This is a genomic window from Pseudonocardia parietis (genome assembly GCF_017876315.1).
GTDB classification, from domain to species: Bacteria; Actinomycetota; Actinomycetes; order Mycobacteriales; family Pseudonocardiaceae; genus Pseudonocardia; species Pseudonocardia parietis.
This window is the reverse complement of sequence record NZ_JAGINU010000001.1, coordinates 5,107,498-5,125,493: the sequence shown is the minus strand read 5'-3', so window position 1 is coordinate 5,125,493 and position 17,996 is coordinate 5,107,498. Positions and strand designations below refer to the sequence as shown.

Below are 17,996 nucleotides of genomic sequence, written 5' to 3'. Positions count from 1 at the left end.
GTCGCGCCGCAGACTCTCCGCATCCGGGCCAGGACCTGCGCAGATCACGGACCCGCGCGGCCGGCCGACAGCTGACTCCAGCGAAACGGGTGCTCGATGGTCGACGTCGTCATCGCCGGTGCCGGACCGACCGGCCTCATGCTGGCCGCCGAGTTGCGGTTGCACGACGTGCAGGTGCTCGTGCTGGACAAGGCCGCGGAGCCGACCCGGGTCGTCCGCTCGCTCGGGTTGCACGCGCGCAGCATCGAGGTGATGGACCAGCGCGGCCTGCTGGACCGGTTCCTCGCCCTCGGCACCCGGCATCCGGTCGGCGGCTTCTTCGCCGGTATCACCGCACCCGTGCCCGACGGGCTGGACACCGCGCACCCCTACGTCCTCGGTATCGGGCAACCCACCACCGACCGCCTGCTGGCCGAGCACGCCGTGGAGCTCGGCGCCGAGATCCGGCGCGGCTGCGAGGTGGCCGGACTGAGCCAGGACGACGACGGGGTGACGGTCGGACTGGCCGACGGATCGCGGCTGCGGGCGGGCTACCTCGTCGGCTGCGACGGCGGGCGCAGCACGGTGCGGAAACTGCTCGGCGTCGGCTTCCCCGGCGAGCCGTCCCGGGTCGAGACGCTGCTGGGCGAGATGGAGGTCGCCGCGGCGCCGGAGACGGTGGCCGCCATGGTGGCCGAGGTCCGTGAGACCCAGAAGCGGTTCGGTCTCGGCCCGATCGGGGACGGGGCGTACCGCGTCGTCGTACCCGCCGACGGGGTGGCCGAGGACCGCTCCGCCCCGCCGACCTTCGACGATTTCCGGCAGCAGCTGCAGACGGTCGCCGGCACCGACTTCGGCGTGCACTCCCCGCGCTGGCTCTCCCGCTTCGGCGACGCCACCCGGCTGGCCGAGCGCTACCGGGCCGGGCGGGTGCTCCTGGCGGGCGACGCGGCGCACATCCACCCACCGACCGGCGGGCAGGGCCTCAACCTCGGCATCCAGGACGCGTTCAACCTGGGATGGAAGCTGGCCGCCGAGGTGCGCGGCCGGGCACCGGAGGGGCTGCTCGACAGCTACGAGACCGAACGGCGCCCGGTCGCCGCCGCCGTGCTGGACAACACCCGCGCGCAGATCCAGCTGATGTCACTCGAACCTGGGGCCCAGGCGGTGCGCCGGCTGCTGTCGGAACTGATCGGATTCGAGGACGTGAACCGGTACCTGACCGAGAAGATCATCGCGATCGGCGTCCGCTACGACCTCGGCGACGGCCACGAGCTGCTGGGCCGGCGGCTGCGGGACGTGGGGCTGAAGCGTGGGCGGCTCTACGAGCTGATGCACGAGGGACGCGGATTGTTGCTCGACCGGACCGGACGGCTCTCGGTCGCGGGATGGGCGGATCGGGTCGACCATGTCGTCGAGGTCAGCGAGGAGCTGGACGTTCCCGCGGTGCTGCTGCGCCCGGACGGCCACGTCGCGTGGGCCGGCGACGACCAGCAGGACCTGCTCGACGAGCTGCCGCGGTGGTTCGGCGCGGCCGATCCGGGCAGCGCGCGTCCCTCATCGCCTCGATGACGCCGAGGACACCGTTGCGGCGATCTCCGCGACCCGGGATCGGAGCTGCGCCGCAGCCTCCGGCACCGGCCGGTCGAACGGGCCGGTGGCCACGACGAGCAACCGTGCGCCGTGACCCGTACCCGCGCCGAACTCCCACCGCACGGTCCCGCCCGCGAGCGTGGCCGGCTCCAGCAGCGGCCGGGCGACCTCGGCCGGGGCCGTGAGCTGGCGTTCGATCCGGATCGTGTCGTCGGCGACCGACGGCGCGTCGAGGTCGAACTGCCGGACGTACTGTTCGTGCCGAGCGGTCGTGTCGAACGTCGGCACCGGGTCCTGACCGGACAGCATCTGCGTGAGCCCCTCCACGCAGGCGGTCCATCCCGTGGCGAAGCTCGCCGCGCCGAACCGGTCGGCGAACGCATGGTGCAGCACGAGCAGGGATCCGCCGTCGGCCGGGCGCACCTCCCACCGCAGGTGGTCCTCGTCGCCCCAGCTGAAGGCGAAGAGCCGGGGCGGGTCCAGCGCGGTCACCACGCCGCGCATCGCACCGTCGTCGAAGACGATCTCCCCGCCCTCGCGCAGATCGACGCGCACCGTCGACGGGAACCACGTCGCGAGATGCTCCGGCGTGGTCAGCGCCCGCCACACCTTCTCCGGCGGATGGGGGAGCGACCGCTCCAGCCGGAGCACGGTGCGGCCGTTGTCCAGGGACAGACTGTCGGGGGTCATGGAGTCTCCTCGTCGGGCATCGTGTCGAGGGTGCGCTCGAGGTCGTCGAGTCGGCGGTCCCAGAAACGGCGGTAGGGCGCGAGCCAGCTGTCGAGCTCGGTGAGCGGCTCGGCCCGCAGTGCGTACCTGCGGCGTTGTGCGTCGACCTGCACCTCGACCAGTCCGGCCTCCCGCAGCACCCGCAGGTGCTTGGAGGTGCCCGGCTGGCTCAACCCGAGTTCGGCGCTGAGCTCCCCGACCAGGCGCGGACGTTCCCGCAGCAGGTCGAGGATCCGGCGCCGGGACGGGTCGGCGAGGGCGGTGAACGGCGACACAGCCATAATATACCCAGCTAGTTATATGACTGGCAAGGCATGTACGGCGATCAACCTCGCCGCGTCGGCCGGCGTCAGCTCACGCAGAACTCGTTGCCCTCCGGGTCCCGCAGGGTCGTGTTGAGCGGGCCGCGGTCGGACGTCACCCACAGCACCTCGGCGCCCAGCCCGACGAGCCGCTCGATCTCCGCGGGCGCGGCGTCCGGGCCGAACTGCAGGTCGAGGTGCACCCGGTTCTTCGCCGTCTTCGGCTCCGGCACCCGCTGCACGAAGATCCGCGGGCCCGGCCCGCGGCAGGTGGCGACGTCGCGGAAGGCCCTGCGGTCACCGTCGGCCAGCACCTCGTCCTCGGTGAGATGCCCGGCCGCGAGCAGCCCGGTGACGATCTCGGTGTGGTCCTCCACCTCGTAGCCCAGCGCGGCGGCCCAGAACCGGGCGAGTGCGTGCGGGTCGACGGAGTCGAAGGCGATCTGCAGCGTCGGGGTCATGCCGAGATCCTGGTGGACGTCGAGGACAGGTGTGGTCCTGGTCGTGCACGCGGTCGGTGTAGCCAACGCCGTCGGCCGTGCTGGTGTGTTCATCGGATGGCGACCAGCCCGCGGGCGCGCTCGAGACAGAGCAGGACCGGGCCGGAGGCCAGCCGTTCCCTGCTCACGGCCGCTCACCTCGCGCCCGCTGCAGCGCGACCAGGCGGAACCCGATCACGGCCACCCCGGCGACCGCGAGGGTCAGGAGCAGCACCATGGCCGAGGGGGCGAATCGGACGATGTCGGCGCTGGTCAGGCTGTTTCCCTGGAGAAGCGGACCGATGACCAGGAGGACGGTGGCGAGCGCGGGAGCGATCAGGTGAGGCAGCAGCCGAAGGAGCATCTGCCACCGTGGCCGACCGGTGCGGCGTGCCGCCCACCCTGGGGCACGGCGGACGCCGAGGAGCCCGAGGGCGGCCACGCCGAGAGCACCTGTACCCAGCACCAGATCGGTCAGGGTGGGCACCGGTGTACCGGCCTCGGAGTCGTGGCCCTCGGTGATCTCGATGATGCCGGAGCTGATCTCGTAGGCGTGCTCCTGCCAGGTGGTGTGGCTGTTGAGCAGCACCACGACGCCGAACCCGCTGCTGGGCACCAGGTCCGTCTGGGCCTGGAAGGTCTGTGCCACTCCGCTGTGGCCGACCCGGGCGGGGTCGACGCCCGGGCCGCTGAGCAGCCATCCGAGCCCGGCCCGGTCGGTGCCGGGCTGGGCCCGGTGGGACTGCTCGACCAAGGCGGCTGAGAGCAGTCGCCGGCCATCGGTGGTCGCGCCGTGGCGCTGCTGCATCGCCAACCAGCGCGCCATGTCGTGCGCGGTGCTGACCACGCCACCCGCACCGGCGACCAGCTGCTCCGGCCCCTCGGCGGCGAACGCCAGGCCGTACGCCGTGACGTGGCCATGCGCCAGGCCGGGCACCGGGTCGCGGGTGGTCGGTGTGGTGAGGGAGCCGGTCATGCCCAGCGGCGCGAAGACCCGGTCACGGAGGTGGTCGTCGAACGACCGTCCGCTGAGCACCTCCACCAGCCGGGCCGCGATCCAGGTGTTCGCGTTGCTGTAGGCGTACTCGGTCCCCGGCTCGCTGTCGAGCTGCCAGCCCCGGGTGCGCGCGACGCCCTCGCGTGGCGTCGAGGCCGGCGGGATCACCGTCGGCGTCACGATCCCCGAGGTGTGGCTGAGCAGCTGACGGACCGTGACCTCGTCGATCCGCTCGTCGTCCAGCCCCAGCTCGGGCAGGTACGAGGTCACCGCACCGTCCAGAGTGATCGCGCCGTCGTCGACCAGCTGGAGCACCGCGAACGCGGTGATCGACTTCGAGACCGATGCGATCCGAAGTCGTGTGTGCTCGGTCAGCGGCTCCCCGTTCGAGTCCTTTCCGTACCCGGCCTCGTGGATCGTTCTCCCATCCTCGACCACGGCCACCGCAGCGCCGGGAAGCCCGTGGCGTTCGAGGTAGCCGGACACGTACTCGTCCACTCCGGAGAGGTCCACACCCTCCGGCCGGTCCTGCGCGACGGCCACGCCGGCTGTGCTCCACACCGCCGACAGCGCGACGAGGACGGACACGGCGCGGCGCAGCAACATCGTGAGTGACCCCCTGAATCCGGCACGCCACGAACAATGGGACGGCGGGTTCATGAACTGTCGAGCTACTGGTGGTGGTGGGTGCCGTCCCCCGGTCTTCGGTGTACCGGGCGATGGTGCGACGACCGAGGTTCTCGGCTCCTCCGGTGTGCCCCCGAGCGGCCCCCGGAGATCACCCCGGAGGGGCCCGCGCCGGTCACGGCTCCTGCAGGTCGATCCAGCCGCGCCGGATCGCTGCGGCCACGGCCGAGGCGCGGTCCGGGCTGTCGAGCTTCGAGTAGAGGTGGGCGAGGTGCGTCTTCACCGTCGCCTCCGACACGCGCAGGTGCCGGGCGATCTGCTGGTTCGTCCGGCCGGATGCCACGAGGAGCAAGATCTCCCGTTCCCTGGGGCTGGGGCCGGCCGGTGCCCGGCGTGACCGAAGCAGCTCCGCGGTAACCGCCGGTGAGAGCACGGATCTGCCGCGCGCGGTGTCCCGGATCGCGGCGAACACCTCCTCGCGGCCGGCGTCCTTGAGGACGAAACTGGTCGCGCCGGCATCGAGGGCGGAGGCCACATCGGCCGGCCCACCGAACGTGCTCAGCACCATGAGCGGAAGCTCGGGGAGATGCCGGCGCAGCTCCGTCAGGAGATCGACCCCCTGACCATCGGGCATCCGCAGATCGGTCACGACCACGTCGGGACGGGTCCGGGCCACGATCTCCGGTACCGCTCGGCCGTCCGGAGCCACGCCGACCACGTCGAGGTCCGGCTGGCTTGCGATCAGGGCTCCGAGGCCTTCCCGTACGACGGGATGGTCGTCGACGAGCACCACCCGGATCACACCGCCACCGTCGCGTTCACCGTCGTGCCCGTCCCCGGCGCCGACTCCACGCTCACCGTGCCGCCGAGCTCGGCGATCCGTTCGCTCATGCCGCGCCGCCCGGTGCCGGCGGGTGTGCTGACCGGATCGAAGCCGCGCCCGTCGTCCTGGACGTCGACGGCGAGCAGGTCGCCGAGCCGGGACAGGGTGATGGTCACCGACCCGGCGCGGGCGTGCCGTTCGACGTTGGTCAGTGCTTCCTGCACGACGCGTAACAGTGCGTCCTCGACGTCGCGGGACAGCTCCGGGAACTCGCCGACCTGCTCCACCGCAACGTCCACTCCGGTCCGTTCCTGCCATGTATCGATGACCCCGGCGAGTGCGTCGGGCAGCGACCGGTCCACCAGTACGTCCGGCCGCAACGCGGCGACGGCCCGGCGCGCGTCCGCCACCCCGGCCCGGGCCAGCTCGGCTGCGACCCGCACCCGGCTCCGGGCCTCGTGTCCGGGTGCGAGCTGTTCGTCGACGAGTTCGAGCTGGGTCGTGACCGCGACGATGTTCTGAGCGAGTGTGTCGTGCAGCTCGCGGGCCATGCGTGCTCGCTCGGCCTCGATCCCGGCGCGGCGCTCGCGCCGCAGCAGCTGCTGCTGCAGCTCCGCATTGCGCTGCAGCGCCGATCTCAGCTCCTCGGACACCCGCGCCCGGCGTGCCGACTCCGTCTCGATGCGCCGGAAGGCGGCCCCGATCGCGGATGCCGCCACCGTCCACAGTGCGATCTGCAGCAGCAGGTCCGGTGGTGGCGCCGGGGTGAGCACGAGAGCCGCACACGCTCCGGTGCCGACCACTCCGAGGTGGGCCCACCGACCGGGAAGCGCGACGAACGCGAGTGCGTACCCGCCGACGAGTACGGCGAGGAAGGCCCGGTGCTGGCCGACCAGCAGCGAGCTCAGCGCCAGGTACCCGCCGACGTAGGCGGCCATCGGCGCCAGCCGGCGTTCCTGCCACTCGGGGTGCATCGGCACGAACCAGGTGTGCCAGGCCAGCAGCACCAGCAACCCCAGGACCGAGACGTGCCCGAGCGAACGGGTATCGACGAGCAGCAACACCACGGCCGGCACGGCGAGCAGGTAGGGCAGGGACTCCCAGCCGCGCTGCCAGCCCCACTCGAACCGGCGGGTCCGTTCGATGTCGGCCAGGACATCAGGTTCGTCCATCCGGTGACCTCCCCGGCGCATCCTGCCAGGATGCCTGCCCGGACAACCGGCGCAGCACCAGCTCGGCCGGGCCGGGGCGCCCCGCCCGCGCGAGCCCGGCCGCCAGCCCGACGGCCGCCATCCAGACCGCCACGGCGAACCCGGTCGTCGCCGCGGTCCCCCACCGTTCGCCCAGGCCGAGGCCCAACGGGTGCAGGACGACCGCGAACACCAGTGACAGGAACAGGTAGCCGCTCAACGACCGTCGTCCCAACGCGATCATCGGGGTCGCCCACGAGCCGGCACGGTCGGCGAACAGGACCAGCAGCGCGGCAGCCCCGACCCCACCGGCGACACCGGTGACCGCGTGCACGAACGCGAGCGCGACCAGCCCCACCGGGCCCGGAGCGGGCACGAACCCCGCCACCACGAGCCCGCTCGGCAGGCCTCCCAGCACCGCGGCACCCAGCAGGACTCTCGCCGCGCTGCGCAGCCGGTCATGCAGCTCGGCCGCTCGTTCGGGCAGCCGGTGCCGGGCCGCCAGTACCCCCACCAGCGCGGCGCTGACCACCGGCAGGAGCGCGAACGGCGTCATCAGCCACTCCACTGCCCGCAACGGGAACACCGCCGCCGGGTCGGACAGCGCGAACGACCAGAGGTAAGTGCGCTGCTCGCCGCCGCCGCTCGAGCCGTGCACGATCGCGGTGACCGCACACGCCGGGACCAGCCAGGCCATCGCCCACAGCGTCAGTGTCCGGTCGGTCACCGACCGGCACGCGACGAGGACGAACCCGAGCACGCCGTACAACCCGAGGATGTCGCCGGGGAACAGCAGCACCGCGTGCACCGCACCCACGAGTATCAGGCCGACGCTGCGTCGGCGGAGCACGACCGGCCCGGCATCCGAGCGCTGCAACAACCGGGCCACGCCATAGCCGTAGAGCAGCGCGAACAGCGGATACGCCCGCCCGTCGACCAGCCCGACGACCAGGACGGTCACCAGACGATCGGCCAGGCCGTCTTCCACGACGTGCTGGCGTGGGCCGTAGGGACCGAGCACGAACAGCGCCACGTTCGCCACCGCGATCCATGCCAGCATCAGGCCGCGGCCGAGGTCGGGCGCCACCAACCGACTGTTCACTCCGTGTCGGGTCATACCCCGAAACGCTATGAACATGATCCGGGACCCGGTATCGGTCCATCGGCGCCGCCACTGGCCGATCGGATGAGTTGCGCCGGACCGTCGAGCGTCCGGCGAGCGGGTCACCGGTAGAAGTCGCGACGCGCGCGGCGGCTCCTCACTCAGGCCGGCGCAGCGTTGGCGGTGAGTTCGCGGGCCACGGTGTCGTGCGCCCATTCCCGCCACTGCTCGATCGTCCATCCACGTTCCGTGACGAAGAGCGAGTAGGACTCCGCGGTCACGGTGGCGTAGAGGACGTCGGCGACCCGGCTGGTGCCCGAGCGCGGGACCGCACCCGGCAGGCGGAGCAGGATCCGGGCCAGGCCGAGGCTGAACCCGTGGCGCTGTCTGCGCAGCTCCGCCTGCAACTCGGCGACGCCGGGATCGGCTGCGGCGGCATGGATCACGGTCAGGATGGGGGCCGAGCGCGCCGTGGACTCCGCCAAGTGTGCGGCCGCGTCGGCCCACGCAGCCTCTACCGATTCGGCGTCGGCGAGCGATCGGACCCATGCGTGCGCCAGCAGCGGCGTCGGTTCGGTACTGCCGGCCACGGCGTGGTCATGAGCGGCCGAGAGCAGTCCGAGCTTGCTCCCATAGGCGGCATAGATGGTCTTCACCGCCACCTCTGCCTCCTCGGCGATCGCGCCCACCGTGATGGAGACATACCCGTCGCGCACGAACAGGGACGTCGCCGCTGTCACGATGCGCTCTCTCGCTGCTTCATCGCGGGGCCGGCCGCGTACCGCCATCTGTGGTCACCTCGCTCCTTGACCCTCCGAAGTTTACGCCACTATATTGCACAATCACATTACCCTAATGTGAGGAGTCGTCATGACCGAGAACGTCATGACCGGGAACACAGCCGTTATCTACGAGGGAACGCCGGGCGTCCGCCTGCAGGCGCCCGGCATCACGATCGTCGGCAGCACGGGTGAGAGTCTCGGGTCGACGGCGGCGGAGCTCGTCGATCAGGGATTCGAGCGGATCGAGCTGTGCGGCGGCGTCGGGGCGTCGGAGGCGAACGCGGTGCGCGTCGCGGTCGGCGCTCGGGCCCGGCTGGGGCTGGTTCGGTACGGCTTCGAGTCGCTCGAGCGGATCGCCGAGTTCACGCGGGCGTTCGCCGCAGGGGAGGTCCTCGGGCCCCAGGCGTTCCTCTACCCGGCGGGTGAGGGAACCGAAGAGGTCGAGCATCCGGATGTGGTGATGATCCCGATCGACGGCATCGAGCATGCGGAGTCGGTCGGACGACGCCTCGCCGAGGCGCACGCAGGCCTCGTCGAGCTCTACCGCGGCCTCGACCTCGAGTACGCCGCCGCAGTACTGCGCGGCGGCGGCGGCATGGTCCCGGTGGGATTCGTCGGCTACGACGACTGACACCACCCGGTCCGTCGTTCAACTCCTCCACCGGTGAAGGGAGCCCTACGATCTTCAAGAAGTAGTTCGACACGCTCACGTACGAGCTGATCAGCTGTCCGGGCCAGCACAACGCCAGCGTCGTGAGGAGCCGCATGCAGCGCCGGGCGGGAGCCGCCTTCGTGTTGGGGGTCGGCGCCTTCGCAGTCGGAACGTGTGAGCTGGTGCTCGCCGGCCTCCTACCCGAGCTCGGCAGGTCATTTCAAGTCTCGGCCGCCACGGCTGGACAGGTCGTGACGGTGTTCGGCCTCAGTGCGGCGATCGCAGGTCCGGTGCTCGCGGCGTCAAGTGTGCAGTGGGCGCGGCGTCGCGTCCTGCTGCTGGCGTTGGGCCTGTACCTGGCGGGCACTGGATCGAGCGCGGCAGCCGGAACGTTCGGCCTGCTGCTCGCGGCACAGGTGGTCGCCGCGTGTGGAGCGGGCTTGTTCTTGCCGACGGCGACCGTCACCGCCGCGACCCTGGCCGGCCCGGAACGTCGAGGACGGGCCGTCGCGACGGTCACGACAGGCATGACGGTCGCCATCGCCGTCGGGGCCCCGCTCGGTACGGCGCTGGCCGCGCTTGCCGGGTGGCGCGCCACCATGGTCGTTCTGGCGGGTCTCGCGTTGGTCGTCGCGGTCGCGGTCCTCACCTGGATCCCGCCGGTGTCGCCGGGCTCGGACGAGCAGTTCGGCTTGCGAGAGCGCTTGTCGCCTCTGGTCGATCGACGCGTGCTGCTGTTGCTGGGCACGACCTCGGTGGCGTTCACCGCGATCTACGTTCCCTACACCTACATCTCGGTCGTGGCCGAGGACGCAACCGGCGGGGACGGTGTACGGCTGGCCAGCATCCTGTCCGTCCTCGGTGTGGCCGGGATCGCCGGCAACCTGTTGGCCGGCCGCTTGGCAGACCGATACGGGGGACGTCCGGTCGTCGCCGGCGCCCTCGTCGGTCTGACGATCACATTCCTGCTCACGCCGTACTGGAGCGCGGCGCTGCCGAGCGCACTGATCGCGGCCGCCGCATACGGGCTGATCGGATTCGGGATCAGCGCGCCGCAGACCTACCGGATCCTGGGGCTTGGCGGGCAGGCCCCGCTCACCGTAGCGCTCAACGGTGCAGCCCTCTATCTCGCGATCGCGCTTTCCGGCCTCATCGGCGCCGTAGGCATCACAACCACCGGCGCCAGTGCCCTCGGAGCGCTCGCGGCCGCCGGCACCCTCGCCGCCCTCGGGCTCTCCGAGGCTGCCCACCGCGCGACAGTGCGACACGCTAACCGGATTGCGAGGCCGTAGGGGTGACCGACCGGACCCAGTGTGGACGACGTCCGCACCTCAGCGCCGAACAGCCGTCGGATGACCAGAGAATCGTCGCCCGGTCAGCTCGGGGTCGCAACGGTGACTCCGAAGGAGGGTGCGGGTCGCCGGCGACCGGCGTGCTCGATGCCAGTTTCAGGTGGTGACTGCCCGCAAATAGCCTCTGCATGCTGCCCGGCTCGATCCCGTGCTGCGGAGTATCCCGTGCACTGTCCTCGTGAGCCCTTGTCCACCCCCGATCTCTCGCCCGCCGTCCCGGACGGTGCGGCTGGAGCGGTCCTGCCGGTCGGCGATCGCACCCACGTCCACGCTGACGGGGTCACCCTGACCCGCGGGGCTCGGCAGGTCCTGAACGGCGTGATGGTCGCTGTCTCGCACTGCTCGCGACTGGCGTCCGGACCGCCGCCATTGGCGCGGGCCCGGCGCTGCGCGTCGCCGGCTCCCGCTGTGTCCCTCGAACCCGCAATCCTCCGGAGGCCAGTCATGAGCCACGTCCTGATGTCCACCTCGGCCGCCCACGGTCACGTCTACCCGAACCTGCCCGTCATGGCCGAGCTCGTCGCCCGTGGCCATCGCGTCACCTATCCCGTCCCGGACCGCTTCGCCGACGCCGTGGCCGCCACCGGTGCGACCGTCCTGCCGATCACCACCGACCTACCCGACCCGGCGCGAGGTGAGCAATGGCCCGAGGGCGGGATCGAGGTGATGCGACTGTTCTCCGACGAGGCCCGCAGCGCCTACACCCAGATCACCAGCGCGCTGGGGCCCGATCTACCCGATGTCGTCTGCTACGACGGCAGTGGTTGGGCCGGGCACGCCCTTTCCCGGGCGCACGCCCTGTCGCGAGTCGAGCTGGCCCCGCACATGGTCGCCTGGGACACCTTCGAGGAAGACTTCGCCGAGGCCTACGCCTGCCTCGACGAACCGGAAGGCCTGGCCTGGCAGTCCGATATGGACGCCTGGCTGGCCGAGGTCGGCGTCGCGATGACGAACAAGGAGTTCCTCGGGGCACCGGACCGATCGATTGTGCTCATTCCGGAGGTGATGCAGCCGCACCGTGACCGGGTGGATCCGGACCGGTACACCTTCGTCGGGCCGGTGCTCGGCGACCGCACCGAGCAGGGCTCCTGGCCCGCCCCGAACCGGCCCCTGCTGTTGGTCTCGTTGGGGTCGGCGTTCAACGACCGCCCCGCGTTCTGGCGCGACTGCATCTCGGCAATGCACGGGACCGGCTGGACCACCGTCCTCGCCGTCGGCCCGCACCTCGACCTGGCCGCGCTCGGACCTGTTCCCGACGACGTGGTGGTGCGCAGATGGGTTCCCCAGCTCGCGATACTGGAACACGCCTCCGCGTTCGTCACCCACGCCGGGATGGGCGGCTGCTCCGAAGGTCTGTGGCACGGCGTGCCGATGATCGCCGTCCCGCAAGCCTCGGACCAGTTCGTCAACGGCCCCCGCCTCGCCGAGATCGGCGTCGGCGAGCACCTACCCGCCGAGGATCTCACCCCGCAACGGCTGCGCGAGGCGGTAGACCGCGTCACATCCTCACCCGAGATCGCGCGCCGCTGCCAGGAACACAGGGCCATCGCCCGCACCGCCGGCGGCGCCTGCGCCGCAGCCGACCTCATCGAGTCCCTGACCAACCAGAGTGAGACTGCACCACCAGGTGACCGGACATGAACAGTATCGACTCGCCCTCGCCTGGCTCGAGCCAGTGAAGACCACTCGCGCTCGACCGTCGTTCCACAGGTGAGTCGACGAGACCGGCTGACACCGGGTCGGGCTACACGGTGATCGGGCGAGTGGACGGGTTCCTGAGTCTGGTCGGCGGAGCGCTCCGAAACTGTCGGGGGTCCGGTCCATCCTCGGATGCACGCCGACTCCGGGAGGGCACGATGACCGATTCCGCCGCCGCCGACACCGTCATGGACCCGGTACTGGCCGCCATCACCGAGGCCGTGGAGGCGGGGTGCGCGGGCGACCCCGGGGCGGCCCGCACGCAGCTCGCCGCGATCTGGGAGCGGCTCGGCGAGGACGGTGACCCGTTCCACCGGTGCACGCTCGCGCACTACGCCGCCGACGTGCAGGACGACCCGCACGAGGAGCTGCGGTGGGACGAGCGTGCCCTCGCCGCCGCCGGCGAGGTCACCGACGAGCGGGCACGGGCCCACCACGCCTCGCTGCACATCGCGGGGTTCTACCCGTCGTTGCACCTGAACCTGGCCGACGTGCATCGCCGGCTCGGCCACGACGCCGATGCCCGCCGCCACCTGGAGCTCGCGCGGGAGCGGATCGACGCGCTCGCCGACGACGGCTACGGCCGCATGATCCGGTCCGCGATCGAGCGGTGCGGGCAGCGACTGGAGCGGGGCGATCGCTCCGCGGACTCGTGACGCCCGCCCGCCGTGGCGGACCGCGGGCGCGCGGCGCGGGCCGGAGGGAGCCCGCGCCGCGCGCGTCCGCCGCGTGGCGCTCAGACCACCGCGCCGTCGCCGTTGCGGGTGCGGGACCGGTCGGAACGCGACGGGTGCCGGCGGCCGGCCTTGCCGACCGGTTGCTTCGACTTCCCCGCCTGTGGCGGGGTCCCGGTCCACCGCTGCTCCAGCAGGATCGCCACCGGCCCGGCGACGACGATCGTCGAGACCGTGCCGACCACGATGCCGACGATCAACGCCAGCGCGAAGTCGGCCAGCGTCGCACCGCCCACGAACAGCAGCATCGTGAGGATCAGCAGGGTCGAGATCCCGGTGTTCACCGTCCGTGGCAGCGTCGACAGCACGGCCGATCCGACCACCCGGTGGAACGGTTCCTTGGCCTGCCGGGCCCAGTGCTCCCGCACCCGGTCGAACACCACCACCGTGTCGTTGACCGAGTAACCGATCACGGTCAGCAGCGCGGCGAGGAACACTCCGTCCGCTGTCCGGCCGGTCCAGGCGAACACCCCGATGACCACCGCGACGTTGGCCAGCAGGGCGGCGACCGCGCCGGCACCGAGCGTCCAGCGGAACCGGAACGCCAGGTAGAGGAACTGCGCGGCCAGCGCGACGGTGAGGGCGATGAGGCCGCCACGCGCGAGCTCGGCACCCAGGCTGGGGCCGATCATCTCGTCGCGGAGCACCTCGGCGCCGCCACCGACCCCGCCGACGGCCTCGCGCAGTGCGGTGACCCCGGCGTCGTCGAGCTCGCCCGCCCGCAGGGCGACCGCGCCGTCGCCGGTGGTCGTCACCTGCAGGTCCGGGAAGCCGGCGGCGCCGACCGCGTCCCGGGCCTGCTCGGCGGTGATCGGGTTCGTCGTCGTGAACTCCACGAGACGCCCGCCGGTGAACTCGACACCCAGCTCGAGACCACGCACGAGCAACCCGCCGAGCGCCACCACGACGATCACGCCGGCGACGGCCAGGAGCCGCCCGGCCTTCTTCAGGAACCCGGGGTCGCGGGCCTCGAGCCGCGCGCGGACCGGTCCGATCGAGGCGATGCCGGTGATCCTGGGGCGCTTGCGCACCGCAGGGATCTTCAGCACGGCGAGGGTCAGCAGTCGGGAGAGCACCAGCGCCGAGAACAGCGACACGACGACACCGATGACCAGCGTGACACCGAATCCGCGCACCGGCCCGGAGGCCAGGCCGAACAGCAGCACGGCCGCCAGCAGCGAGGTCACCGCGGCGTCACCGACGGCGGACAACGAGTGTTTGTAGCCGCTCTCCGACGCGCGTTCCAGGCGTGGTCGCGCCGCGTACTCCTCGCGCGATCGTTCGGCGATCAGCACGTTGGCGTCGACGGCCATACCGACGGCGAGCACGAACGCCGCCAGGCCGGGCAGGGTGAGCGTCGCGCCGAGCCCGGTCTGCACCGCGTAGGCGGTGAGCGTGTACCCGCCCAGCGCGACGACCGCGACCAGGCCGACCAGCCGGTACACGACGACGAGGAAGACGGCGGCCAGCGCCGATCCGATGATCGCGGCCAGCGCACTGGCCTCGATCGCGTCCGCGCCGAGCGTCGGGCCGACGGTCCGCTGCTCGATGATCTCGACCGGCACCGGCAGGGCGCCGCCTTCGATCAGCACGGCCAGCTCGTTCGCCTGCTCCTGGGAGAAGTTGCCGGTGATGGTGGTCTGGCCGCCGACCATCCCGATCTGGCACTGGATCGACGGGTCGACCTGCGGCGACGAGATGACCTGGTCGTCGAGGACGATCGCGACCCGGCGCTGCGGGGCACCCGGCGGGGCGCACGCGGCCTGCCCGGTGAGCGCCTGCCAGCGGGCCGGGCCCTCGCCGTCGAACCCGACCTGCACCTCGAAACCGACGGACTGCTGCGCCGGGACCGACTGCGCGGAGCTGATCATCTCGCCCTGCAGCGCGGGTGGTCCCAGCTGCAGCGGCTGTCCGGTCTCGTCGGCGGTCTGCTGGTCGGGCGGGGAGCCCGGAGCGCCGACCCCGAGCACCGGGTGCATGGTCAGCTGCGCGGTGCGGCCGAGCGTGTCGGCGGCCTCGGTCGGATCGGTCAGGCCGGGCAGCTCGACGATGATCCGGTTCTCACCGGAGCGGGTGAGCGTCGGCTCGGCGACGCCGAGCGCGTCGACCCGGCCGCGGAGCACCTCGAGGACGCGGTCGGTGGCCTCGGCGTCGGCCGCCACCTCCTCGGTGTCGCGGGTCTCGAGCACGATCTGGGTGCCGCCGCGCAGATCCAGCCCCAGCGTGGGGGCGACGGTGAGCGCGACGATTCCGGACACGAGGAGGACGGCGAGCGCGATCAGCGCTCGCCACAGGACAGGGCGTTGTTGCACGGGATTCCTCGGGGGAGCGTCCCGGTTCCGGGACGGGCGGCAGGGGAGTGGGCGGAAATCAGGCGGCAGGGCCGGAGCCGGGGCGTGCCGGCGGTGCGGGCGCAGGTCGCGGAACACCTGCGACGCCGCCGGGCACCCGGTCGGGTCAGACCCGCGGCGGTCCGCGCGGATCGGTGGGGGAGCCGTGCCCCGGGTCCAGGCCCGCGGTCGCGCTCCGGTCGACCGTCGCACCGGACGGGCCGGTCGCGGGGACGGCGGGCAACGCGAGGAGCAGGGCGTCGAGTGCCGGGCCGGGGTGCCCGGCCGGGATGTCACCCCCGCCGGTGAGGAAACCGCCGGGGAGGAGTCGCCCGGGGAGTGCGGACTGTGGTCCGGCCGCCCACGGCGTCCCGTCGTTGCCGACCGACGCCGGCACCTGTGTCGCCTCGGCCGCGGCGGGACCGGCGACCGGTGCGAGGACCGCGACCAGGGACAGCAGCAGCACCGCGACCAGGCGCGGTGCGAGTGTGCGGGTCGGTCTCACGTCCGGTTCCGTCCGGTTCGGGGCGAAGGGTGCGGTTCGGTCCCGACGGTACCGGCGACGGGCGGGAGCCGTGCCGGCCGGGCGCTCGACCCGGGGGCCGCCGCGGGCGTCACCGGGGCACGGCAGAATCGCCACGGCCGGACCGCACGTACGCCAGGAGGGAAGAGTCGTGACCACGGAGACGATCGAGTTCCAGGCCGAGGCCCGTCAGCTACTCAGGCTGATGATCCACTCGATCTACTCGAACAAGGACGTGTTCCTCCGCGAGCTGATCTCCAACGCCTCGGACGCGTTGGACAAGGTCCGGCTCGCCGCGTACCAGGACAAGGACCTGGGCGCCGACACGTCCGACCTGCACATCGAGCTGGTCCCGGACACCGAGGCACGCACCCTCACCGTCCGCGACAACGGCATCGGCATGAGCCGCGACGAGGTCGTCGACCTCATCGGGACGATCGCGAAGTCCGGCACCGCGGAGCTGCTCGCCAAGCTCAAGGAGGCGGGCGACGCCGAGAACGCCCAGGAGCTGATCGGCCAGTTCGGCGTCGGGTTCTACTCCTCGTTCATGGTCGCCGACCGGGTCGAGCTGACCACCCGCAAGGCCGGGACGGGCGAGGGCGTCCACTGGTCCTCGGACGGTGAGGGCTCGTACACGATCGAGCCGGTCGCCGACGCACCGCAGGGCACCGCCGTCACCCTGCACCTCAAGGCCTCCGACGCCGACGACCAGATGCACGACTACGCGGACCGGGGCGTGCTGCGCCGGATCGTGAAGACCTACTCCGACTTCATCACCTGGCCGGTCCGGATGCCCGCGGAGGCTTCCGCCGACGAGGCCGCCGACGCGGACGATGCCGCCGACGCCGACGAGGCCGCCGGTGAGCCGGAGACCCTCAACTCGATGAAGGCGCTCTGGGCCCGGTCCCAGAAGGACGTCTCCGACGAGGAGTACGCCGAGTTCTACCGGCACGTCAGTCACGACTGGCAGGAGCCGCTCGAGACGATCCGGCTGGCCGCCGAGGGCACCTTCGAGTACCAGGCGTTGCTGTTCCTGCCGCAGATCGCGCCGATGGACCTCTACATGCGCGACGCCCGCCGCGGTGTCCAGCTCTACGTCCGGCGCGTGTTCATCATGGACGACTGCGAGGCGCTCGTCCCCGAGTACCTGCGGTTCGTCAAGGGTGTTGTCGACGCCGCCGACCTGTCGCTCAACGTCTCCCGCGAGATCCTCCAGCAGGACCGGCAGATCTCCGCGATCCGCCGCCGGCTGGTCAAGAAGGTGCTCTCCACGATCGGCACGCTGCGCGACGAGCAGCCGGAGAAGTACACGGCGTTCTGGGAGCAGTTCGGCCGCGCGCTCAAGGAGGGGCTGCTCTCCGACCCGGACAACCGGGAGACGATCCTCGGCGTGTCGTCCTTCCGCTCCACGCACGACTCCGGGAACGGGGCGGCGACCTCGCTCGCGGCCTACAAGGAGCGGATGCACGACGGCCAAGACGCGATCTACTACATGACCGGCGACTCGCCGGCCGCGATTGAGGCCTCGCCGCACATGGAGGCGTTCCGGGACAAGGGCTACGAGGTCCTGCTGCTCACCGACCCGATCGACGAGGTGTGGGTGGACGCCGTCGAGGGCTTCGACGGGACCGCGTTCCGCTCGATCGCCAAGGGCCAGGTCGATCTCCAGACCGAGGAGGAGAAGGAGCAGGCCGAGGAGCGCAGGAGCGAGTTCGCCGGGCTGTGCGAGTGGATGGCCGGCGTGCTCGGCGAGGACGTCAAGGAGGTCCGGCTGTCCTCGCGCCTGACGACGTCGGCGGCGGTGCTGGTCGGCGACGAGTTCGACATGACCCCCACGCTGGAGAAGATGTACCGGGCGATGGGGCAGGAGCCGCCGAAGGTCCAGCGGATCCTGGAGCTGAACCCGTCGCATCCGCTGGTCACCGGGCTGCGCGACGCGCAGGCGTCCGGGGCGTCCGACGAGCTGGGCGAGACCGCCGAGCTGCTGCACGGCATGGCGCTGCTCGCCGAGGGCGGGGAGCTGGCCGATCCCTCCCGGTTCGTCGGCCTGCTGGCCGGGCGGCTGCAGCGGACCCTGTGATCTACACCTGAACGACTGCACAGG

General features: G+C 71.8%; 16 protein-coding genes. 6 read left to right on the top strand and 10 right to left on the bottom strand.

Annotated elements, in window-relative coordinates; all coding sequences use genetic code 11:
* Positions 1-96 precede the first annotated feature (96 nt).
* A complete protein-coding gene (gene rox / locus JOF36_RS24040; protein WP_210031020.1) occupies positions 97-1,551 on the top strand; it encodes a rifampin monooxygenase in 1,455 nt (484 codons plus the stop codon).
* Here the strand turns inward: rox and JOF36_RS24035 are convergent.
* The 8 genes from JOF36_RS24035 to JOF36_RS24000 all read right to left on the bottom strand — a co-directional run bounded on the left by JOF36_RS24035 (position 1,537) and on the right by JOF36_RS24000 (position 8,609).
* Complete coding sequence (locus tag JOF36_RS24035) at positions 1,537-2,262, bottom strand: SRPBCC family protein (protein WP_210031015.1); 726 nt, start codon at positions 2,260-2,262, stop codon at positions 1,537-1,539. The genes rox and JOF36_RS24035 overlap by 15 nt on opposite strands.
* Positions 2,259-2,576, bottom strand: coding sequence for an ArsR/SmtB family transcription factor (locus JOF36_RS24030; RefSeq protein ID WP_307862564.1), 318 nt, complete (start codon positions 2,574-2,576; stop codon positions 2,259-2,261). Before JOF36_RS24030 ends, JOF36_RS24035 begins: the two co-directional genes overlap by 4 nt.
* 74 nt (positions 2,577-2,650) lie before the next feature.
* Positions 2,651-3,064, bottom strand: coding sequence for a VOC family protein (locus JOF36_RS24025; protein ID WP_210031013.1), 414 nt, complete (start codon positions 3,062-3,064; stop codon positions 2,651-2,653).
* A 163-nt stretch (positions 3,065-3,227) separates the two neighbouring features.
* Positions 3,228-4,685 (bottom strand): serine hydrolase domain-containing protein, encoded by a 1,458-nt coding sequence (locus JOF36_RS24020; protein WP_210031012.1) that lies wholly within the window; start codon positions 4,683-4,685, stop codon positions 3,228-3,230.
* Between the two features lie 196 nt (positions 4,686-4,881).
* Positions 4,882-5,508, bottom strand: a complete 627-nt coding sequence (locus JOF36_RS24015; protein ID WP_210031010.1) for a response regulator — start codon at positions 5,506-5,508, stop codon at positions 4,882-4,884.
* Positions 5,505-6,701 carry a sensor histidine kinase gene (locus tag JOF36_RS24010; RefSeq protein WP_210031009.1) on the bottom strand — a complete coding sequence of 399 codons (1,197 nt, stop codon included), beginning with the start codon at positions 6,699-6,701 and terminating at the stop codon, positions 5,505-5,507. Before JOF36_RS24010 ends, JOF36_RS24015 begins: the two co-directional genes overlap by 4 nt.
* On the bottom strand, positions 6,688-7,836 hold the full coding sequence (locus JOF36_RS24005) for a DUF418 domain-containing protein (protein WP_245350961.1): 1,149 nt from the start codon (positions 7,834-7,836) through the stop codon (positions 6,688-6,690). The genes JOF36_RS24010 and JOF36_RS24005 overlap by 14 nt, the downstream gene beginning before the upstream one ends.
* Positions 7,837-7,982: 146 nt before the next feature.
* Entirely contained in the window at positions 7,983-8,609 is a 627-nt protein-coding gene (locus JOF36_RS24000; RefSeq protein WP_210031004.1) for a TetR/AcrR family transcriptional regulator, read from the bottom strand.
* Positions 8,610-8,691: 82 nt separating this feature from the next.
* On the opposite strand from JOF36_RS24000, the gene JOF36_RS23995 reads away from it, so the two are divergent.
* The 4 genes from JOF36_RS23995 to JOF36_RS23980 all read left to right on the top strand — a co-directional run bounded on the left by JOF36_RS23995 (position 8,692) and on the right by JOF36_RS23980 (position 12,961).
* Positions 8,692-9,234: a DUF6506 family protein gene (locus JOF36_RS23995; RefSeq protein ID WP_210030999.1), complete on the top strand. Its 543-nt coding sequence runs from the start codon at positions 8,692-8,694 to the stop codon at positions 9,232-9,234.
* 134 nt (positions 9,235-9,368) lie between these two features.
* Positions 9,369-10,547, top strand: a complete 1,179-nt coding sequence (locus tag JOF36_RS23990) for an MFS transporter (protein WP_210030998.1) — start codon at positions 9,369-9,371, stop codon at positions 10,545-10,547.
* A gap of 504 nt (positions 10,548-11,051) precedes the next feature.
* The gene (locus tag JOF36_RS23985) at positions 11,052-12,248 is read left to right on the top strand and encodes a macrolide family glycosyltransferase (RefSeq protein WP_210030997.1); all 1,197 of its coding nucleotides are present in this window, start codon (positions 11,052-11,054) and stop codon (positions 12,246-12,248) included.
* Positions 12,249-12,463: 215 nt separating this feature from the next.
* Positions 12,464-12,961, top strand: coding sequence for a hypothetical protein (locus tag JOF36_RS23980; RefSeq protein ID WP_245350960.1), 498 nt, complete (start codon positions 12,464-12,466; stop codon positions 12,959-12,961).
* An 80-nt stretch (positions 12,962-13,041) separates the two neighbouring features.
* On the opposite strand, the gene secD is transcribed toward JOF36_RS23980, so the two are convergent.
* Positions 13,042-15,351: a protein translocase subunit SecD gene (gene secD / locus JOF36_RS23975; protein ID WP_210030996.1), complete on the bottom strand. Its 2,310-nt coding sequence runs from the start codon at positions 15,349-15,351 to the stop codon at positions 13,042-13,044.
* 145 nt (positions 15,352-15,496) lie between these two features.
* On the bottom strand, positions 15,497-15,874 hold the full coding sequence (locus tag JOF36_RS23970) for a hypothetical protein (protein ID WP_210030994.1): 378 nt from the start codon (positions 15,872-15,874) through the stop codon (positions 15,497-15,499).
* Positions 15,875-16,043: 169 nt separating this feature from the next.
* Between JOF36_RS23970 and htpG the strand changes: the two genes are divergently transcribed.
* Positions 16,044-17,972 carry a molecular chaperone HtpG gene (gene htpG / locus JOF36_RS23965; protein WP_210030991.1) on the top strand — a complete coding sequence of 643 codons (1,929 nt, stop codon included), beginning with the start codon at positions 16,044-16,046 and terminating at the stop codon, positions 17,970-17,972.
* Positions 17,973-17,996 lie beyond the last annotated feature (24 nt).